Consider the following 14619-nt stretch of genomic DNA (forward strand, 5'->3'; position numbering starts at 1 on the left):
ACTTAACGATCCGTATTGAGTGATACAGATTCAGCACCTAAACGTTTTAGTCGATCTATCGTAGAGATGATCTGCTGAACATTAACCTGATCTGTTGTTAATAAGATCACACTGGCATCAGAATTTTCGTCGATGAGTTGTGCTAGGACCGCATTGTCGGTTTCATTATAGACTTGTCCCCTTAGGGAAAGCTCTCCAGTTTCAACGAGCGTAAACAGCAGGGGGGGCTGGTCGCTACTTTGGACGGTTGAGGTCGACGGCTTGGAAACGGCAAGTTCCATGTTATGCCATTTAATAAAACTTGAAGTCAGCATAAAAAATAGCAATAGAATAAAAACAACATCGATCAAAGGCGTAAGACTCAATGCTTTACGCCTTTTGGCAGTTTGAATATTAAGCTGCATTCGTCGCGCCTTGTGTGTTTTCCCAAGTGGAATCTTGAGTGTCAGCTATGGCTTGAGTTTTAATCACAGGGGTAGCTGCTAAGCAGTTTCGGGTAAAGACACTGGTGACTAACACTTCCATATCGTGCGCGATGCGTTCAGTTTTTCTCTCGAGCGTGCTATGGGCTAGAAAAACGGGTATGGCAACGATTAAACCTGCCGCCGTGGTTAGCAATGCCTGCCAAATACCACCGGATAAAACGCTTGGATCTACTTGGTTGCCAGCAAGCTCCATTTGTTGAAACGCCACTATCATACCTAAGACAGTGCCTAGTAAGCCCAGTAATGGACTTAAATTGGCAATCACCTCGAGTGGGCGTAGGTAAGAACGCAAATTCTCCATCTCAACGGATGCTAGACGACTCAATTCTTCTCGGAGTTGAGGTGTGTCACCTTGGTGTTGAACGCCAATCATTGTAGTGCCTATCAGTCTGGGCAGTGCCTGTTGGCTTTGGCTGAGTTGATTGATCGCTTCTGTTTGCTTACCTTGGTTCCATAAGGCGATCGCTCGATGTGTTTTGCGTTTTCCGCCAGCACCCGCGATGGAAAGTTGCCAGAATTTAAGCAGGATCAGTGTTAAGGCAAACACTGAAAAAAGGCATAAAATCCAAACGACAGGACCGCCAATATTTAAAAGATTAAACAGGGTATCGGTGGAAGAGGTTAATGTGCTTAATTCTTCTGTGTTAATTGTTTGGCTTTGGTTATCCATAATCACTCATTTTAATTCAGTAATAATTACAATAATGATAAAGCTTATCATTACGTTTTACAAATTATGTGATGGAATAATTCCTAACGTAGTCAGTCACGAAGTGCGAGGTTTTTGAGAAGATACGATTGAGAGTTTTGGGTTATGCAGGTTTTCTATAAGGCCGATCACTTAGTGTGATCGACCTCATTCACTCGAATTATTTTTTACTGGGTTTGCAGATTGATAGCGGCTTCAAACGTATTTTCCATTAGGCTCGCTACAGTCATCGGTCCCACTCCGCCCGGAACAGGTGTGATCCAAGAGGCTATTTCCGCTGCTGGCGCATATTCGACATCACCAACCACTGAGCCATCTTCAAGGCGGTTAATACCTACATCGATCACTATCGCACCGGGTTTGATCCATTCGCCTTTAACGATGCCTGGTTTGCCTACACCGACAACGACAATATCTGCACGTCTTACATGAGCCTCTAGGTCACGAGTAAAACGATGTGTTGTCGTTGTCGTGCATCCAGCGAGAAGTAATTCTAGTGTCATAGGGCGACCAACAATGTTGGAAGCACCTACTATCACTGCTTCTTGTCCATAAAGGTCAACACCGGTTGAATGAAGCAGTGTCATGATCCCTTTTGGCGTGCAGGGACGAAGGGCTGGTATGCGTTGCGCTAGGCGCCCTAGGTTGAAGGCGTGAAAACCATCGACATCTTTATCGGGTCTGATTCTTTCTATGATGGTTGTGGTGTCTAAATGAGCAGGAAGAGGTAATTGAACTAAGATGCCGTCAACATTCTGGTCTTGATTTAGTTCATCAATCATTGCAGTAAGTTGTTGTTGAGAAATATCGGCAGGTAGTTCGTGACAAGTAGATACGATACCGACTTCTTTACATGCATTTTTTTTGTGTTTGACATAAATATGTGAAGCAGGGTCATCTCCTACGATAACTACAGCAAGGCAGGGAGGGCGATGTCCATCTTTACTATGTGCTTCTATGCTTGCCTTAACTTGGTTGCGCACTTGTTGTGCGATTTGTTTACCATCAATAATCTGTGCGCTCATCGTTGGAAATCGATCCCCGTTACTCAATGACATATAAGAGATCAGTAGTTTCTCATAAAAGTCGATCGCCATAAATACACACTCTGTATATCTTCAACTAGATAAGGGTAGCTTGGCCAAAGTTCTAAGGTTTTGAAAAAAAGTTTAAATTTGTTCTTGACGAGGCCGTATTCGATGCTTAATATACGCACCACTTCTGAGGCGGCAAGCAAATGCAAGTCACTGAAGAAAGGTCAGGCTTAGCGCCCGTAGCTCAACCGGATAGAGCAACGGCCTTCTAAGCCGTAGGTTGCAGGTTCGAGTCCTGCCGGGCGCGCCAGTAACCTGACCAATTACAGTTTGATATGGTGGGCGTAGCTCAGTTGGCAGAGCTCCGGATTGTGATTCCGGCGGTCGTGGGTTCAAGCCCCATCGTCCACCCCAATCTCTGTAATGTTGTAATGCGGACGTGGTGAAATTGGTAGACACGCCAGATTTAGGTTCTGGTGCCGTAAGGTGTGAGAGTTCGAGTCTCTCCGTCCGCACCATTCAAGTTAACTATGATAAGTCATAGCTCATTATAGTTATTTCAGATGTGTTTTTGCTTTTACAAGTTACATATGTAGTTGTCGTTTAAAGCATCTTATCAAGTCTATCTTTCTTTTTTGTTTTTCTTTTCAGTTTATTTCAATCCAAATCTTTTTCAATGACTTAACTAAGTTGTTTAAAGTTATATTTCATTATCGGCAACCTGTTTTTCTTGACTCTTAGGCTGAGTTGACGGAAAATTTCGCCCTTTAGAATTCGGGTGTGGCATTCTGCCGTCCGGTCAGTAACTTGGTTTGCAGGCAGGAAGCATTGTGCAGGCAGGCCATCAATTTTTGCGGCAAAGTATTTGTGAGGAATTCCATGCAAGTTTCTGTTGAAACGACTTCCGGTCTTGAGCGTCAAGTTACCATCACTGTTCCGGCTGAGCGTATAGATCAGGATGTTAACAAGCAGGTTCAGCAGCAGGCGCGTAGCCGCCGTCTGGATGGCTTCCGTCCTGGTAAAGTGCCGACTTCTGTTATCAAGCGTATGTTTGGTAAAGCGATTCGTTCTGATGTGTTGAGCCAAGTGGTTCAAGAATCTTTCTACCAAGCAGTAGATCAAGAAAAATTAATGCCTGCGGGCATGCCCAACATCGAGTTTCGTAAAGATGTTGAAGGTGAAGATCTTGAATTTGTTGCAACCTTTGAAGTTTACCCAGAGATCGAACTAGCTGATTTTTCTGCAGTCGAAGTAGAAAAGCTGTCAGCTGAAATTAAAGAAGAAGATCTTGATGAAATGATCAATACTCTGCGTAAGCAGCAGGGTGACTGGGAAGTTGTTGAGCGTGCAGCTGCCGATGGCGATCGCTTAAATATCAACTTTGAAGGTTTCATTGATGGTGAAGCATTTGATGGCGGTCGTGCCGAAGCAATGGATCTTGTATTAGGTTCAGGTAGCATGATCCCTGGATTTGAATCAGGGTTAGTTGGTGTTTCAACTGGCGATGAGCTTGATTTGAATGTGGCTTTCCCAGAAAGCTACCATGCTGAAAACCTAAAAGGTAAGCCAGCAGTATTCAAAGTAAAAGTGAACAGCGTCTCTGCTCAAGCTCTTCCAGAACTTAATGAAGAGTTTTTTGCTCGTTTCGGTATTGAAGAAAGCACTGTTGAAGGTTTCCGTACTGAAGTCAAAAAGAACATGGCTCGTGAACTTAAGCATGCTTTGAAAACTAAGTTGAAAGACAAAGTGTTCAGCAAGTTGATTGAGCTAAATGCTATCGAAGTTCCAGCAGCCCTAGTTGATCGTGAAATCGATGTTCTTCGTCGTCAAGCGATTCAGCAATTTGGTGGACCTGACGCTAAGATTGATCCGAACATGTTGCCTAAAGATATGTTTGAAGCTCAAGCTAAACGTCGTGTTTCTGTTGGCTTGTTGATGCAAGAACTAATCAAAGTCAACGAGTTAAAGCCATCTGATGATAAGGTACGTGAAACCATTGAAGAGATGGCTGAAACCTACCAAGATCCGAAAGAAGTGATCGATTATTACTATGGTAATGAAGAGATTTTAAATCAGATTAAAGGTTTGGTTTTAGAAGAGCAGGTTGTTGAACATTTAGTTTCTAGTGCTAAAGTGATCGAAAAACAAGTTAGTTACGAAGAAGCAATCAAACCCGCTCAGCGCAACGAAGCTGCCGAGTAAGAAACGTTTCGATTGATTAAATATCAATCCGAAAAACGACAGTTGGTTGCCAGCTGTCGTTTTTTCATTTTACATAGACTATATTTTTATACTCGCAATCAGGAGAAATTTACATGTCAGAGATTTTCACCGGTCGAAGTGAAATCATGAATGCCGGCCTAGTGCCTATGGTTGTTGAGCAAAGCTCACGCGGTGAGCGTGCATATGATATCTACTCACGTCTACTGAAAGAACGGGTTATCTTTTTGGTAGGCCAGGTTGAAGATCACATGGCTAACTTAATTGTTGCGCAAATGTTATTTCTTGAGGCAGAAAACCCAGAGAAAGACATCCACCTTTACATTAATTCTCCAGGTGGTTCTGTGACCGCGGGTATGGCTATTTATGACACCATGCGTTTTATTCAGCCAGACGTCAGCACCATGTGTATTGGTCAAGCGGCTAGCATGGGTGCATTTTTACTATCTGGCGGTACCAAAGGTAAGCGTTTTGCATTACCTAATTCGCGCGTGATGATTCACCAGCCCTTAGGTGGTTATCGTGGTCAGGCAACTGATATCGAGATCCATACTCGCGAAATTTTGAAAATTCGTGAAACGTTAAATCACCACATTGCCGAACATACGGGTCAGGATGTAGAGACTGTTCAGAGAGATACTGAGCGTGATAACTTTATGGACCCTGAAACAGCTCGTGAATATGGTTTAATCGATAAAGTTTTAGATAAGAGAGCGGTTGCATCTTAAGCAACTCAGCCAGGAAACAACCCAGCATTATTGTAAAATTAATGCTGCCATCGTTAGTTTTTGAGGTAAAAGCATGTCGGATGAGACAAGCGGAAAAGGTGAAGGCAACAAGCTTTTTTGTTCTTTCTGTGGCAAAAGTCAGGATGAAGTGCGCAAACTGATTGCAGGCCCATCTGTATTTATCTGTGATGAATGTGTCGATTTGTGCAATGACATTATTCGTGAAGAGATTCAAGATGTAGCTGATAGCGAAGTTTCTGACAAGCTGCCTCTTCCAGAAGAGCTTAAAAAAGCGTTAGACGAATATGTTATCGGTCAAGAGCGTGCCAAGAAGGTGCTTGCTGTTGCCGTGTATAACCATTACAAGCGCTTAAAGCTAAAAGAGAAAAAGCCTGATGTTGAGCTGAGCAAGAGTAATATTTTGCTAATAGGTCCAACAGGAAGCGGTAAAACCCTTTTGGCACAAACTTTAGCACGTTTGTTAAACGTCCCATTTACCATTGCGGATGCAACGACCCTAACTGAAGCAGGTTATGTGGGTGAAGACGTAGAAAACATCATCCAAAAACTACTGCAGAAGTGTGATTATGATGTAGAGCGTGCACAGATAGGGATTGTTTACATCGATGAGATCGATAAGATTTCTCGTAAGTCAGATAATCCATCTATCACACGTGACGTATCGGGTGAAGGTGTTCAACAAGCGCTACTAAAATTGATTGAAGGTACGGTAGCATCAGTGCCTCCTCAAGGTGGTCGTAAGCATCCTCAGCAAGAGTTTTTGCAAGTTGATACTTCCAACATACTCTTTATTGTCGGTGGTGCTTTCGCGGGTCTTGAAAAAATTATTCGTGATCGTAGCGAACGTAGTTCAATCGGCTTTAATGCCATCGTCAAGAGCAAAGATGAGAAGAACCTTTCTGAAGTTCTCCATAATGTTGAATCAGAAGATCTTGTCAAATTCGGCTTGATTCCCGAATTTGTGGGCCGTCTACCCATGATTGCGACGCTTGCTGAGCTAGATGAAGAAGCATTAATCTCTATTTTGACAGAGCCTAAAAACAGCTTAACCAAGCAGTATGCCGCTCTGTTTGAGATGGAAGGTGCTGAAATTGACTTCCGCAAAGACGCCTTACGAATGGTTGCTAAAAAAGCACTCGAGCGTCGTACTGGTGCTCGTGGATTGCGTTCTATTTTAGAAGCTACGCTACTTGATATTATGTATCAACTACCAGCGATGAAAAATGTTTCTAAAGTCGTTATAGACGAAGGCGTCATTACAGGCACCTCAGAGCCCATTCTGATTTACGAAAATCAGGAGCATGCGAAAGCAAGCCCTGATAATTGATCAGCTATTTCTGATGTTAAAAAACCCGGTTCGCCGGGTTTTTTCGTCTCTGGAAGCAACCAAACAATTGTTCGTCTATACTTTTGATCTTATATCGAGTGAGGACTCGGTTAATATCAAGGTTAATAACTTGAGTGAATAACAACAAAACAAGGGATCTGACGATGCAATCAACTCCTCTTTTTTTACGCTGTACAAAATGGAAAGGCTTCACCTTTTCTGCATTATTACTTCTGGGTAGTTCAGGATCGCTTCATGCTTATGATGCAGCCATTGCACCGGAGGCTAGCTCAGGTTTAACAAACACCTCTGTATTCCAAGCACAAACTTTTGCTGTTGCTGCTGCCAATCCGTTGGCAACTGAAGCGGGTTATCAAATATTGCGAGCTGGTGGTTCAGCTGTTGATGCCGCTATTGCTGTTCAAGCCATGTTGACTCTGGTTGAACCACAGTCAAGCGGTATAGGTGGTGGTGCGTTTCTGCTCTTATCATCAGATCAAGGGATGCAAGCCTTTGATGGTCGCGAAACAGCTCCTGCAGCAGCCACGGGTGATCTTTTTCTGAATGATGATGGTGAGCCTTTGGCGTTTATGGAAGCGGCTGCAAGCGGAAGATCTGTGGGTGTACCCGGATTACTTAAAATGCTAGAACTGGCTCATCAGCAGCACGGTGTTTTAGATTGGTCCGATCTTTTTGCACCTGCCGTTCAACTAGCTGAAGAGGGTTTCCCTGTCAGTGCTAGATTACACACCCTGCTCGAGGGTGAAACCCACCTAAGAGAAGATCCTTTGGCGGCAGCATTTTATTATGATAACGGAGAGGCTTTACCCGAAGGCTATATTCTAAAAAATCCAGCCCTAGCTGCAATTCTTCGTCAAATTGCTGAACAGGGTAGTCAAGTCTTTTATCAAGGTGATATTGCCGATGATATGGTTAATCGTGTACAGCAGCATCCTGCCGGAAGCGGTGGTTTAACTCTCGAAGATCTATTGGCCTACCAACCCGCTGTGCGTGAACCTATTTGTACACCCTGGAAAGTCTATGATGTTTGTGGTTTTCCGCCCCCATCCTCTGGCCATTTAACCATTATGCAAGTGCTTGGAATGCTGGAATACCTTCCGGTTGACACTCCCGTTCACAACGGTGAACAGTCAGTAGACTGGCTACATCGATTTATTGAGGTGGCACGATTAAGTTTTGCAGATAGAGCGTTGTACATAGCGGATCCTGATTTTGTGGAAGCTCCCGGTGGTGATTGGAACACACTGCTAAATCCACGCTACCTTGCTTCAAGAGCGGCTATAGTGGGCGATCAAAGTATGGGAAATGGTGGTGCTCAGGCCGGCAATCCGCAAGAATTTTTCACTGCATATGCGCCTCAATCTGATCAACCTGAATATGGCACCAGTCATATCAGTATTGTTGATGGTATGGGAAATGCACTCGCCATGACGACCACTATCGAGGCCGCCTTTGGCGCGAGAATTTTGGCTGATGGGGGAACTGGATTAGCAGGAGGGTATTTGCTTAACAATGAGTTAACAGATTTCTCGTTTAGACCTGGAGATGCCGAGGGACGTCTCATTGCTAATCGCGTAGAGCCAGGAAAAAGACCTCGTTCCAGTATGAGTCCAACTCTGGTGTTTGATACTGAGACAGGTGAGTGGGTTGCCAGTCTAGGTTCACCAGGAGGGGCTGCTATTATTCATTACACGGCTCGAAGTTTGATAGCCTTGTTGGATTGGCAGTTAGCACCATCGGAAGTGGTAGGGTTACCGCATACCGTGACGTTAGGCGGTCCTGTATGGTTGGAGACGGATCGTTTTGCACCTGAAACCTTGTCTGCACTAGAGGCCTTGGGGCATGATGTGTCTGAGCGAGACTTAACCAGCGGTATTCAATTGTTGATTAACATACCTGAAGGTATTACGGGTGCTGCTGATCCTCGTCGTGAAGGGCGGGTGATGGGCGATTAATCTGTATTATCCATTTACTTACCAGCACAAAATTTACTTAGGAAAAAACATGCAAACGGGTTCTTTATTTGTGACACCTGATTGGGTTATTGAGCATTTAAACGACGATAATCTGGTTGTTTTAGATGCCAGTATGCAACAAGTTGTTGGTCGCCCACCGATTGAGTATGAGCGACCAGCGTTTTTACTTTGTGCGGTCGCCTTTGATCTTGAAAATAGCTTTGTTGATCCTAGCAGTAATTTACCTCATACATTGCCCAGTCCAGAACGCTTTACTCAGTTAGCTCAGCAGTTAGGAATAAATGAGGATAGTCATATCGTTATTTACGATAATCAGGGAATCTATTCATCACCTAGAGCTTGGTGGATGTTTAAAGTGATGGGGCATCGTAAGGTTTCCATCATGCTAGGTGGGCTTCCTGCATGGTTAGAAAAGGGCTACCCCACTCAAATGCAGCCCTCAGTGGTAAGTGAGTTGGGTGATTTTCGTGCACAGCTTCAACCACAATGGATATGTTCGTTTGAACAGGTGCTGCAATCAATTGATGATGAAAGCACTTACATCATTGATGCCAGAGCTTCGGCTAGATTCTTAGGGCAAGCGCCAGAGCCAAGACCTGGCTTGCGTTCAGGGCATATTCCCAGCGCTTTAAATTTGCCATTTTTAGATATTATGAAGGGTGATGGGTATGACTCACCGGAAAACCTAACGCAGGCTTTTAAGGACTTAGGGGTTACGCCTGATCAACGCCTGATATTTAGTTGTGGATCTGGAATTACTGCCTGTATTTTATTAGTTGCTGCTCTGCAGGTAGGCTATGAAAATTTAGCCGTGTATGATGGCTCGTGGGCAGAGTGGGGTGCCAATCAGAACTTACCGATTGAATAGTACTCTAACCAGAACAACGACCTTTGTGTTGCAGTTCAGAGCCTGTGTTTAGTTATTTTATGCCTTAAGGAGTGAGATGCTAACTTTTTTACAAGGGTTTGCGATAGGCTTGGCCATTATGTCAGGACCTTGGCTGTTAGCGGGACTATTCAAGCCTGAGTGGGTTTTACCTGACCTTAGGCCAAATCGTTTTAAAGTCTTTCTGCGTTATGGTATGGCAATTCCATTTGCCAGTCTTTTGCTTGGCTTGACCTCGCTATGGGGTGGCTTTGGTCCAAGTTTGTTAGGGTGGGTATCAGGGCTAGGTGCCCTATTTTTAGCGGTTCCTGCTGAGCGAAGAATTAGAAGATTTCTGTTTCAGCGTCAGGCCCAGCGCTCGTCTAAACAGCATCGTGAACAATTGGATGTTAACCTTGAGCGTGATGCTGACGATCCTCATGCGGATCAAGTCATTAAACAGCTGAATGCCATCAGAGCGCAGTTGGTTAAACTGAAAGTCAATGTTGAAGTTCCAGAACGCTTTTATAGCCGCTATGCAAAGTTACAAGCAGTCTTGTCTAAGCGTTTTCAAGCTGAAGAATTGGCGATGCAGCGTTCACAAACTTTACTAAAAGATGTTTATAAATCTAGCTTGAAGCAAATGGACAGCTTTATCGATATTCATCAGCAACTTCAGTTGTTAGACCTGAACTATATTCAACGCCAATTATCAGATCCAAGTATTAAAGGCATCGCTAAAGATGCTTTGTTGCAAAGACAGCAGTTGGCTGAAACGCTAAATCTTGAATCGAATAGCTTACTGGCTGAATTCGAAAAAACCTTAACTGCACTGGATGCCACGCGCCTTAAGTTAAGTGAGTTAGGACGCTCAAGCGCTTCTGATAAAGATTTGGATCAGGTGTTGGCGGCACTGGAAAAATTTAATCAGCGACTAACTCATTATCGATAGATTCTTTTGAGAGTTATTTACAGAGGTTCCAATGTTTGAGAGATGCTTATGAATGAGCCTTTGCGTTTACCAGCACCAGAAGAGCTTGCTGAGATTTTAAAAGATCAGCTGGAGAGGGTTAATCCAGAGCAGCTTCGTCAATCTGCTAGTGAGTTTGTTAATCAGTTGCTTAGTAATGATACAACTGTGCAGCGCGTTCAAATTGATACCCTGGGTTTGGAGCAGCAACAGGCGTCTGCTAAGTTAACCCAGCTTCTAAACACACCATTGCAAGAGATGTCTTCTCAGTCCAGTAGTGCGCAAGCTGTCACTCGAAGCTTAGAGTCGCTGCGCAAATTACTGAATGGATTAAAGCCAAACAATCAGCAGTTAGAGTCTAGTAGTGTAACGGCTAAACTAAGCAGTTTAATCGGCCGGTCTCCCGTTAAGCAGTATTTCCGCCGTTTTGAAACTGCACAAGATACCTTAAATGAGTTGATTGCTGGTTTAGAAGAAGGGAGAGAGCGCCTAAAGCGTGATGTGATTACACTGAGCCATGATCAAGAAGATATGCGTCAAGCGCTCAATGCGCTCTCTCAAGCAGCTGAAATGGGGCAGGTGATAGACCATCAACTTGTCGAACGTATCGAAAAGGGATTACTTGAAGGTCATGATCAGTCTTTTGTAGAGGATGAGCTACTTTTTCCACTACGCCAACGAATTTTAGATCTCCAGCAGCAGCAAGCCGTTTGTCGGCAGGGTATTTTAGCGATTGAACTGATTATTCGAAATAATCGTGAACTGGTTAGAGGTGTTGATCGAGCGTTAAATGTTACCTTGTCTGCTTTACGTGTCGCCGTCAATGTTGCTTTGGCGCTGACTAACCAAAAGCTAGTACTGGATCATATTGATGCCTTAAACGATACCACCAATCAAATGATCGCTGAAACTGCGACAGCATTACGCCGGCAGGGAACCGAAATACAAAAACGAGCGGTATCCGCTCAGTTAAATATGGAAACCTTAGAAAAAGCATTCGAAGAGATGCAAGGTGCACTGGATGAGGTGTCTAGCTATCGTCGTAATGCGTTACCAACGTTACAAGCTCAGATCGAACGTATGCAAAGCTTAAATAAAAGGTAGAATAGTTAAGTTAAATCACATCATCAGGTTAGGAAGAGAAGTGAAGATGTTATCTAATGAACAAGTTGTCTTAAAAATTCGTCGTAACCCTCTATTTATTATAAGAGGAACAGTAGATCTTGTTATCGCTGGATTTTTTTACAATCTTTATCGTAGCGCTGTTTCGTCAGTACCTTTTTGGGACGATTGGCGATTAGTGATTCTCTATAGAACCATGATGGAAGATTTTTTTGATCAAGTTTTTGCGCTCCCAGCAAGCTGGATTGGGTGGGCACTATTATTGGTTGCCGTCTACTTTTTCTTTCATGCTATTCGTCGATACCTGCATCAGTTCAGTACAGTCTATACCTTTACTAATGCACGCGTGATGAAAAAAACCGGTATTCTAGGAGTGAAAACCCATGAGCTTTTCCTTCGGTCAGTAGATGGCGTATCTCGCCAGCAGTCGTTAGTTGGCCGGTTGTTGGGTTATGGTACCTTGCGTATCGCCGGGCGCGGTGTGGATATCCTTGAATGGCATTACGTCAGCGATATTGATGCTGTTAAAGAAACATTAGAAAAGCGTTTACTTGCTAAAAGTACTAAGCCATCAGACACTTCTGCAAGTGCTTCGAAGGTACCCACATTGGATTCAGTCATTAATTCATAAAATTTTCATGATTTTTTCTCGAACCCCCGCGTCGAATCACCTATAATCGCGCCCTTTGATTCACTTGGGTTGATAAGGCCCATTTTAGCGGGGATTGCCATCGATGCTTCAGACACCCTACTACTTGATCGACCGCAGTAAGCTTAAGCAGAACATGGAAAAAATCGCTTATGTGCGAGAACATTCCGGTGCAAAAGCCTTGTTAGCATTAAAATGCTTTGCGACTTGGTCGGTTTTTGACCTAATGAGTCAATACATGGATGGCACAACATCCTCCTCCTTGAATGAGGTTAAACTCGGAAAGCTTAAGTTTCCGGGTGAAACCCACGCCTATAGCGTCGCCTATGCTGATCATGAAATCGAAGAGGTTCTAGCGCATTCTGATAAGGTTATTTTCAACTCAATCAGCCAGTTAGAGCGTTTTTCTGATGTTTCTTCTGATCATGTTCGTGGTTTGCGCGTTAATCCACGCGTGAGTAGTTCTGAGTTTATCATTGCCGATCCAGCGCGTCCTTTCAGTCGGCTGGGTGAATGGGATCCTAAGCGTATCGAGTCGGTGATTGATAAAATCAGCGGCTTTATGTTCCATAACAATTGTGAGAACAATGACTTCGAATTGTTCGATCAAATGTTAACGAGAATTGAGTCAGAGTTTGGTCATCTGCTACATCAAGTAGAATGGGTCAGTTTAGGCGGTGGTATTCATTTTACTGGCGAAGGTTATCCTATAGATGACTTTTGTAAGCGTCTCAAGCATTTCGCGGATACTTTTGGCGTTCAGGTTTACTTGGAACCAGGTGAAGCAGCGATTACTCAGACAGCAACCTTAGAAGTGACCGTTCTGGATACTTTGTTTAATGGGAAGCATTTAGCGGTCGTTGATAGTTCGATTGAAGCGCATATGCTGGATTTATTGATCTACCAGCAAAGCGCGCGCATGAGTCCGAATGAAGGGCCACACTCTTATATGATTTGTGGCAAATCCTGTTTGGCTGGCGATATTTTTGGTGAATTTAATTTTGATCATGAGTTAAAAGCGGGCGATCGTCTGTCAATTCAAGACGTGGCTGGCTACACCATGGTTAAGAAAAATTGGTTTAATGGCGTGCAGATGCCCGCTATTGCAGTGCGCCATGAGGATGGCCGTGTCGAACTGGTTAGGGAGTTTACCTTCGACGACTTTGTCCATAGCCTCTCTTGAGGCGTATATTCAGCCCATGTGAAAAGTGGAGTTGCGAAAAAATGAAGAAAAACGTTCTGATAATCGGTGCTGGAGGTGTGGCCCAGGTAGTGGCTCATAAATGTGCGCAACATAATGATATTCTTGGAGATATTGCAATTGCATCTCGAAGTGTTGATAAGTGCGAACAGATTATTACCAGTGTCCATGAGAAAAACAGTCTGAAAGTGCCCGGTAAATTATCCGGTCATGCACTGAATGCACTGGATATAGAAGCTACGAAGGCCTTGATCAGAGATACCGACTCTCAGATCGTTATCAACGTGGGTTCAGCGTTCATCAATATGTCTGTATTACAGGCTTGTATCGAAACGGGTGCAGCCTATCTAGATACCGCTATTCATGAAGATCCTACAAAAATTTGCGAAGCACCGCCATGGTATAACAACTACGAATGGCAGCGCCGTGAACTCTGTAAAGAAAATGGCATTACCGCTATTTTGGGAGTGGGTTTTGATCCAGGCGTGGTTAATGCATACGCAGCATTAGCTGCCAATGAGTACTTCGATAGCATTGACTCAATTGACATCATCGATGTGAATGCTGGCAGTCATGGAAAGTATTTTGCCACCAACTTTGATCCTGAAATAAACTTCCGCGAGTTCACTGGTCAAGTATGGTCTTGGCAAAATCGCCAATGGACCAGCAACACCATGTTCGAAGTGAAGCGGACGGACGACCTTCCTGTTGTCGGTGAGCAAACCACTTACATGACGGGTCATGATGAAGTGCACTCTCTATCGCAAAACCTTGATGTACCCAATGTGCGTTTCTGGATGGGCTTTGGTGAGCATTATATCAATGTATTTACGGTACTAAAAAACTTAGGTCTTTTATCAGAACAGCCAGTGACCACTGCAGAGGGTCTAGAAGTCATTCCTCTTAAGGTAGTTAAAGCTGTTTTGCCAGATCCTGCGTCCTTGGCGCCAAACTATACTGGAAAAACCTGTATCGGTGATATCGTTAAAGGTAAGAAGGATGGCCAGGATAAAGAAGTTTTCATTTACAACGTTGCCGACCACAAAGAAGCGTTTAATGAAGTAGGTAGTCAAGGAATATCCTATACGGCAGGCGTACCTCCAGTGGCTGCTGCCATTCTGGTTGCCAAAGGGGAGTGGGATGTCGGTAAGATGGCAAACGTGGAAGAATTGCCACCACAGCCGTTTTTAGGGCTGCTGAATGAGATGGGGTTACCTACTCGAATTAAAGACGACACTGGCGATAAAGCACTAATTTTTTAATTTCTTTCTTAATATCGCAAACCCAGCAA

Annotated in this window: 13 protein-coding genes and 3 tRNA genes; 13 read left to right on the forward strand and 3 right to left on the reverse strand. The window is 43.9% G+C overall.

Annotated features, from left to right (window positions below):
• Positions 1 to 2: 2 nt before the first annotated feature.
• From F7R24_RS04020 to folD, 3 genes are all read right to left on the reverse strand, one after another.
• Complete coding sequence (locus tag F7R24_RS04020; RefSeq protein WP_151669965.1) at positions 3 to 404, reverse strand: ExbD/TolR family protein; 402 nt, start codon at positions 402 to 404, stop codon at positions 3 to 5.
• On the reverse strand, positions 394 to 1155 hold the full coding sequence (locus tag F7R24_RS04025) for a MotA/TolQ/ExbB proton channel family protein (RefSeq protein ID WP_151669966.1): 762 nt from the start codon (positions 1153 to 1155) through the stop codon (positions 394 to 396). The genes F7R24_RS04020 and F7R24_RS04025 overlap by 11 nt, the downstream gene beginning before the upstream one ends.
• Before the next feature lie 206 nt (positions 1156 to 1361).
• Positions 1362 to 2219, reverse strand: a complete 858-nt coding sequence (gene folD / locus F7R24_RS04030; RefSeq protein WP_151670059.1) for a bifunctional methylenetetrahydrofolate dehydrogenase/methenyltetrahydrofolate cyclohydrolase FolD — start codon at positions 2217 to 2219, stop codon at positions 1362 to 1364.
• A gap of 242 nt (positions 2220 to 2461) precedes the next feature.
• On the opposite strand from folD, the gene F7R24_RS04035 reads away from it, so the two are divergent.
• From F7R24_RS04035 to F7R24_RS04095, 13 genes are all read left to right on the forward strand, one after another.
• Positions 2462 to 2538, forward strand: a tRNA-Arg gene (locus tag F7R24_RS04035).
• 28 nt (positions 2539 to 2566) lie between these two features.
• Positions 2567 to 2642: transfer RNA gene (locus F7R24_RS04040), tRNA-His, on the forward strand.
• A 19-nt stretch (positions 2643 to 2661) separates the two neighbouring features.
• A tRNA-Leu gene (locus F7R24_RS04045) sits at positions 2662 to 2746 on the forward strand.
• Between the two features lie 361 nt (positions 2747 to 3107).
• Positions 3108 to 4430, forward strand: a complete 1323-nt coding sequence (gene tig, locus F7R24_RS04050; protein ID WP_151669967.1) for a trigger factor — start codon at positions 3108 to 3110, stop codon at positions 4428 to 4430.
• A 113-nt stretch (positions 4431 to 4543) separates the two neighbouring features.
• Positions 4544 to 5176: an ATP-dependent Clp endopeptidase proteolytic subunit ClpP gene (gene clpP / locus F7R24_RS04055; RefSeq protein WP_151669968.1), complete on the forward strand. Its 633-nt coding sequence runs from the start codon at positions 4544 to 4546 to the stop codon at positions 5174 to 5176.
• Between the two features lie 73 nt (positions 5177 to 5249).
• Positions 5250 to 6524: an ATP-dependent Clp protease ATP-binding subunit ClpX gene (clpX, locus tag F7R24_RS04060; protein WP_151669969.1), complete on the forward strand. Its 1275-nt coding sequence runs from the start codon at positions 5250 to 5252 to the stop codon at positions 6522 to 6524.
• Positions 6525 to 6688: 164 nt separating this feature from the next.
• Entirely contained in the window at positions 6689 to 8500 is a 1812-nt protein-coding gene (locus F7R24_RS04065; protein ID WP_151669970.1) for a gamma-glutamyltransferase family protein, read from the forward strand.
• Positions 8501 to 8549: 49 nt separating this feature from the next.
• Positions 8550 to 9389, forward strand: coding sequence for a 3-mercaptopyruvate sulfurtransferase (gene sseA, locus F7R24_RS04070; RefSeq protein ID WP_151669971.1), 840 nt, complete (start codon positions 8550 to 8552; stop codon positions 9387 to 9389).
• 76 nt (positions 9390 to 9465) lie between these two features.
• Positions 9466 to 10338: an MFS transporter gene (locus F7R24_RS04075; RefSeq protein WP_151669972.1), complete on the forward strand. Its 873-nt coding sequence runs from the start codon at positions 9466 to 9468 to the stop codon at positions 10336 to 10338.
• A 48-nt stretch (positions 10339 to 10386) separates the two neighbouring features.
• Positions 10387 to 11460, forward strand: a complete 1074-nt coding sequence (locus F7R24_RS04080) for a toxic anion resistance protein (protein ID WP_168926769.1) — start codon at positions 10387 to 10389, stop codon at positions 11458 to 11460.
• 46 nt (positions 11461 to 11506) lie between these two features.
• On the forward strand, positions 11507 to 12109 hold the full coding sequence (locus F7R24_RS04085) for a PH domain-containing protein (RefSeq protein WP_151669974.1): 603 nt from the start codon (positions 11507 to 11509) through the stop codon (positions 12107 to 12109).
• A gap of 103 nt (positions 12110 to 12212) precedes the next feature.
• On the forward strand, positions 12213 to 13310 hold the full coding sequence (locus F7R24_RS04090) for a carboxynorspermidine decarboxylase (RefSeq protein ID WP_151669975.1): 1098 nt from the start codon (positions 12213 to 12215) through the stop codon (positions 13308 to 13310).
• Positions 13311 to 13351: 41 nt separating this feature from the next.
• The gene (locus F7R24_RS04095) at positions 13352 to 14590 is read left to right on the forward strand and encodes a saccharopine dehydrogenase family protein (RefSeq protein ID WP_151669976.1); all 1239 of its coding nucleotides are present in this window, start codon (positions 13352 to 13354) and stop codon (positions 14588 to 14590) included.
• The last annotated feature ends 29 nt before the right edge of the window (positions 14591 to 14619 follow it).

Origin of the sequence: Nitrincola schmidtii (genome assembly GCF_008973715.1) — a bacterium.
In the GTDB taxonomy this organism is placed as follows: domain Bacteria; phylum Pseudomonadota; class Gammaproteobacteria; order Pseudomonadales; family Balneatricaceae; genus Nitrincola; species Nitrincola schmidtii.

What these genes read in the sequence shown, in the direction of transcription:
- sseA (WP_151669971.1), top strand. Translation starts at nt 8,550, where the DNA reads ATGCAAACGGGTTCTTTATTTGTGACACCTGATTGGGTTATTGAGCAT.
- F7R24_RS04085 (WP_151669974.1), top strand. Translation starts at nt 11,507, where the DNA reads ATGTTATCTAATGAACAAGTTGTCTTAAAAATTCGTCGTAACCCTCTA.
- clpP (WP_151669968.1), top strand. Translation starts at nt 4,544, where the DNA reads ATGTCAGAGATTTTCACCGGTCGAAGTGAAATCATGAATGCCGGCCTA.
- F7R24_RS04025 (WP_151669966.1), bottom strand. Translation starts at nt 1,155, where the DNA reads ATGGATAACCAAAGCCAAACAATTAACACAGAAGAATTAAGCACATTA.
- clpX (WP_151669969.1), top strand. Translation starts at nt 5,250, where the DNA reads ATGTCGGATGAGACAAGCGGAAAAGGTGAAGGCAACAAGCTTTTTTGT.
- F7R24_RS04080 (WP_168926769.1), top strand. Translation starts at nt 10,387, where the DNA reads ATGAATGAGCCTTTGCGTTTACCAGCACCAGAAGAGCTTGCTGAGATT.
- F7R24_RS04095 (WP_151669976.1), top strand. Translation starts at nt 13,352, where the DNA reads ATGAAGAAAAACGTTCTGATAATCGGTGCTGGAGGTGTGGCCCAGGTA.
- F7R24_RS04075 (WP_151669972.1), top strand. Translation starts at nt 9,466, where the DNA reads ATGCTAACTTTTTTACAAGGGTTTGCGATAGGCTTGGCCATTATGTCA.
- folD (WP_151670059.1), bottom strand. Translation starts at nt 2,219, where the DNA reads ATGAGCGCACAGATTATTGATGGTAAACAAATCGCACAACAAGTGCGC.
- tig (WP_151669967.1), top strand. Translation starts at nt 3,108, where the DNA reads ATGCAAGTTTCTGTTGAAACGACTTCCGGTCTTGAGCGTCAAGTTACC.
- F7R24_RS04065 (WP_151669970.1), top strand. Translation starts at nt 6,689, where the DNA reads ATGCAATCAACTCCTCTTTTTTTACGCTGTACAAAATGGAAAGGCTTC.
- F7R24_RS04090 (WP_151669975.1), top strand. Translation starts at nt 12,213, where the DNA reads ATGCTTCAGACACCCTACTACTTGATCGACCGCAGTAAGCTTAAGCAG.
- F7R24_RS04020 (WP_151669965.1), bottom strand. Translation starts at nt 404, where the DNA reads ATGCAGCTTAATATTCAAACTGCCAAAAGGCGTAAAGCATTGAGTCTT.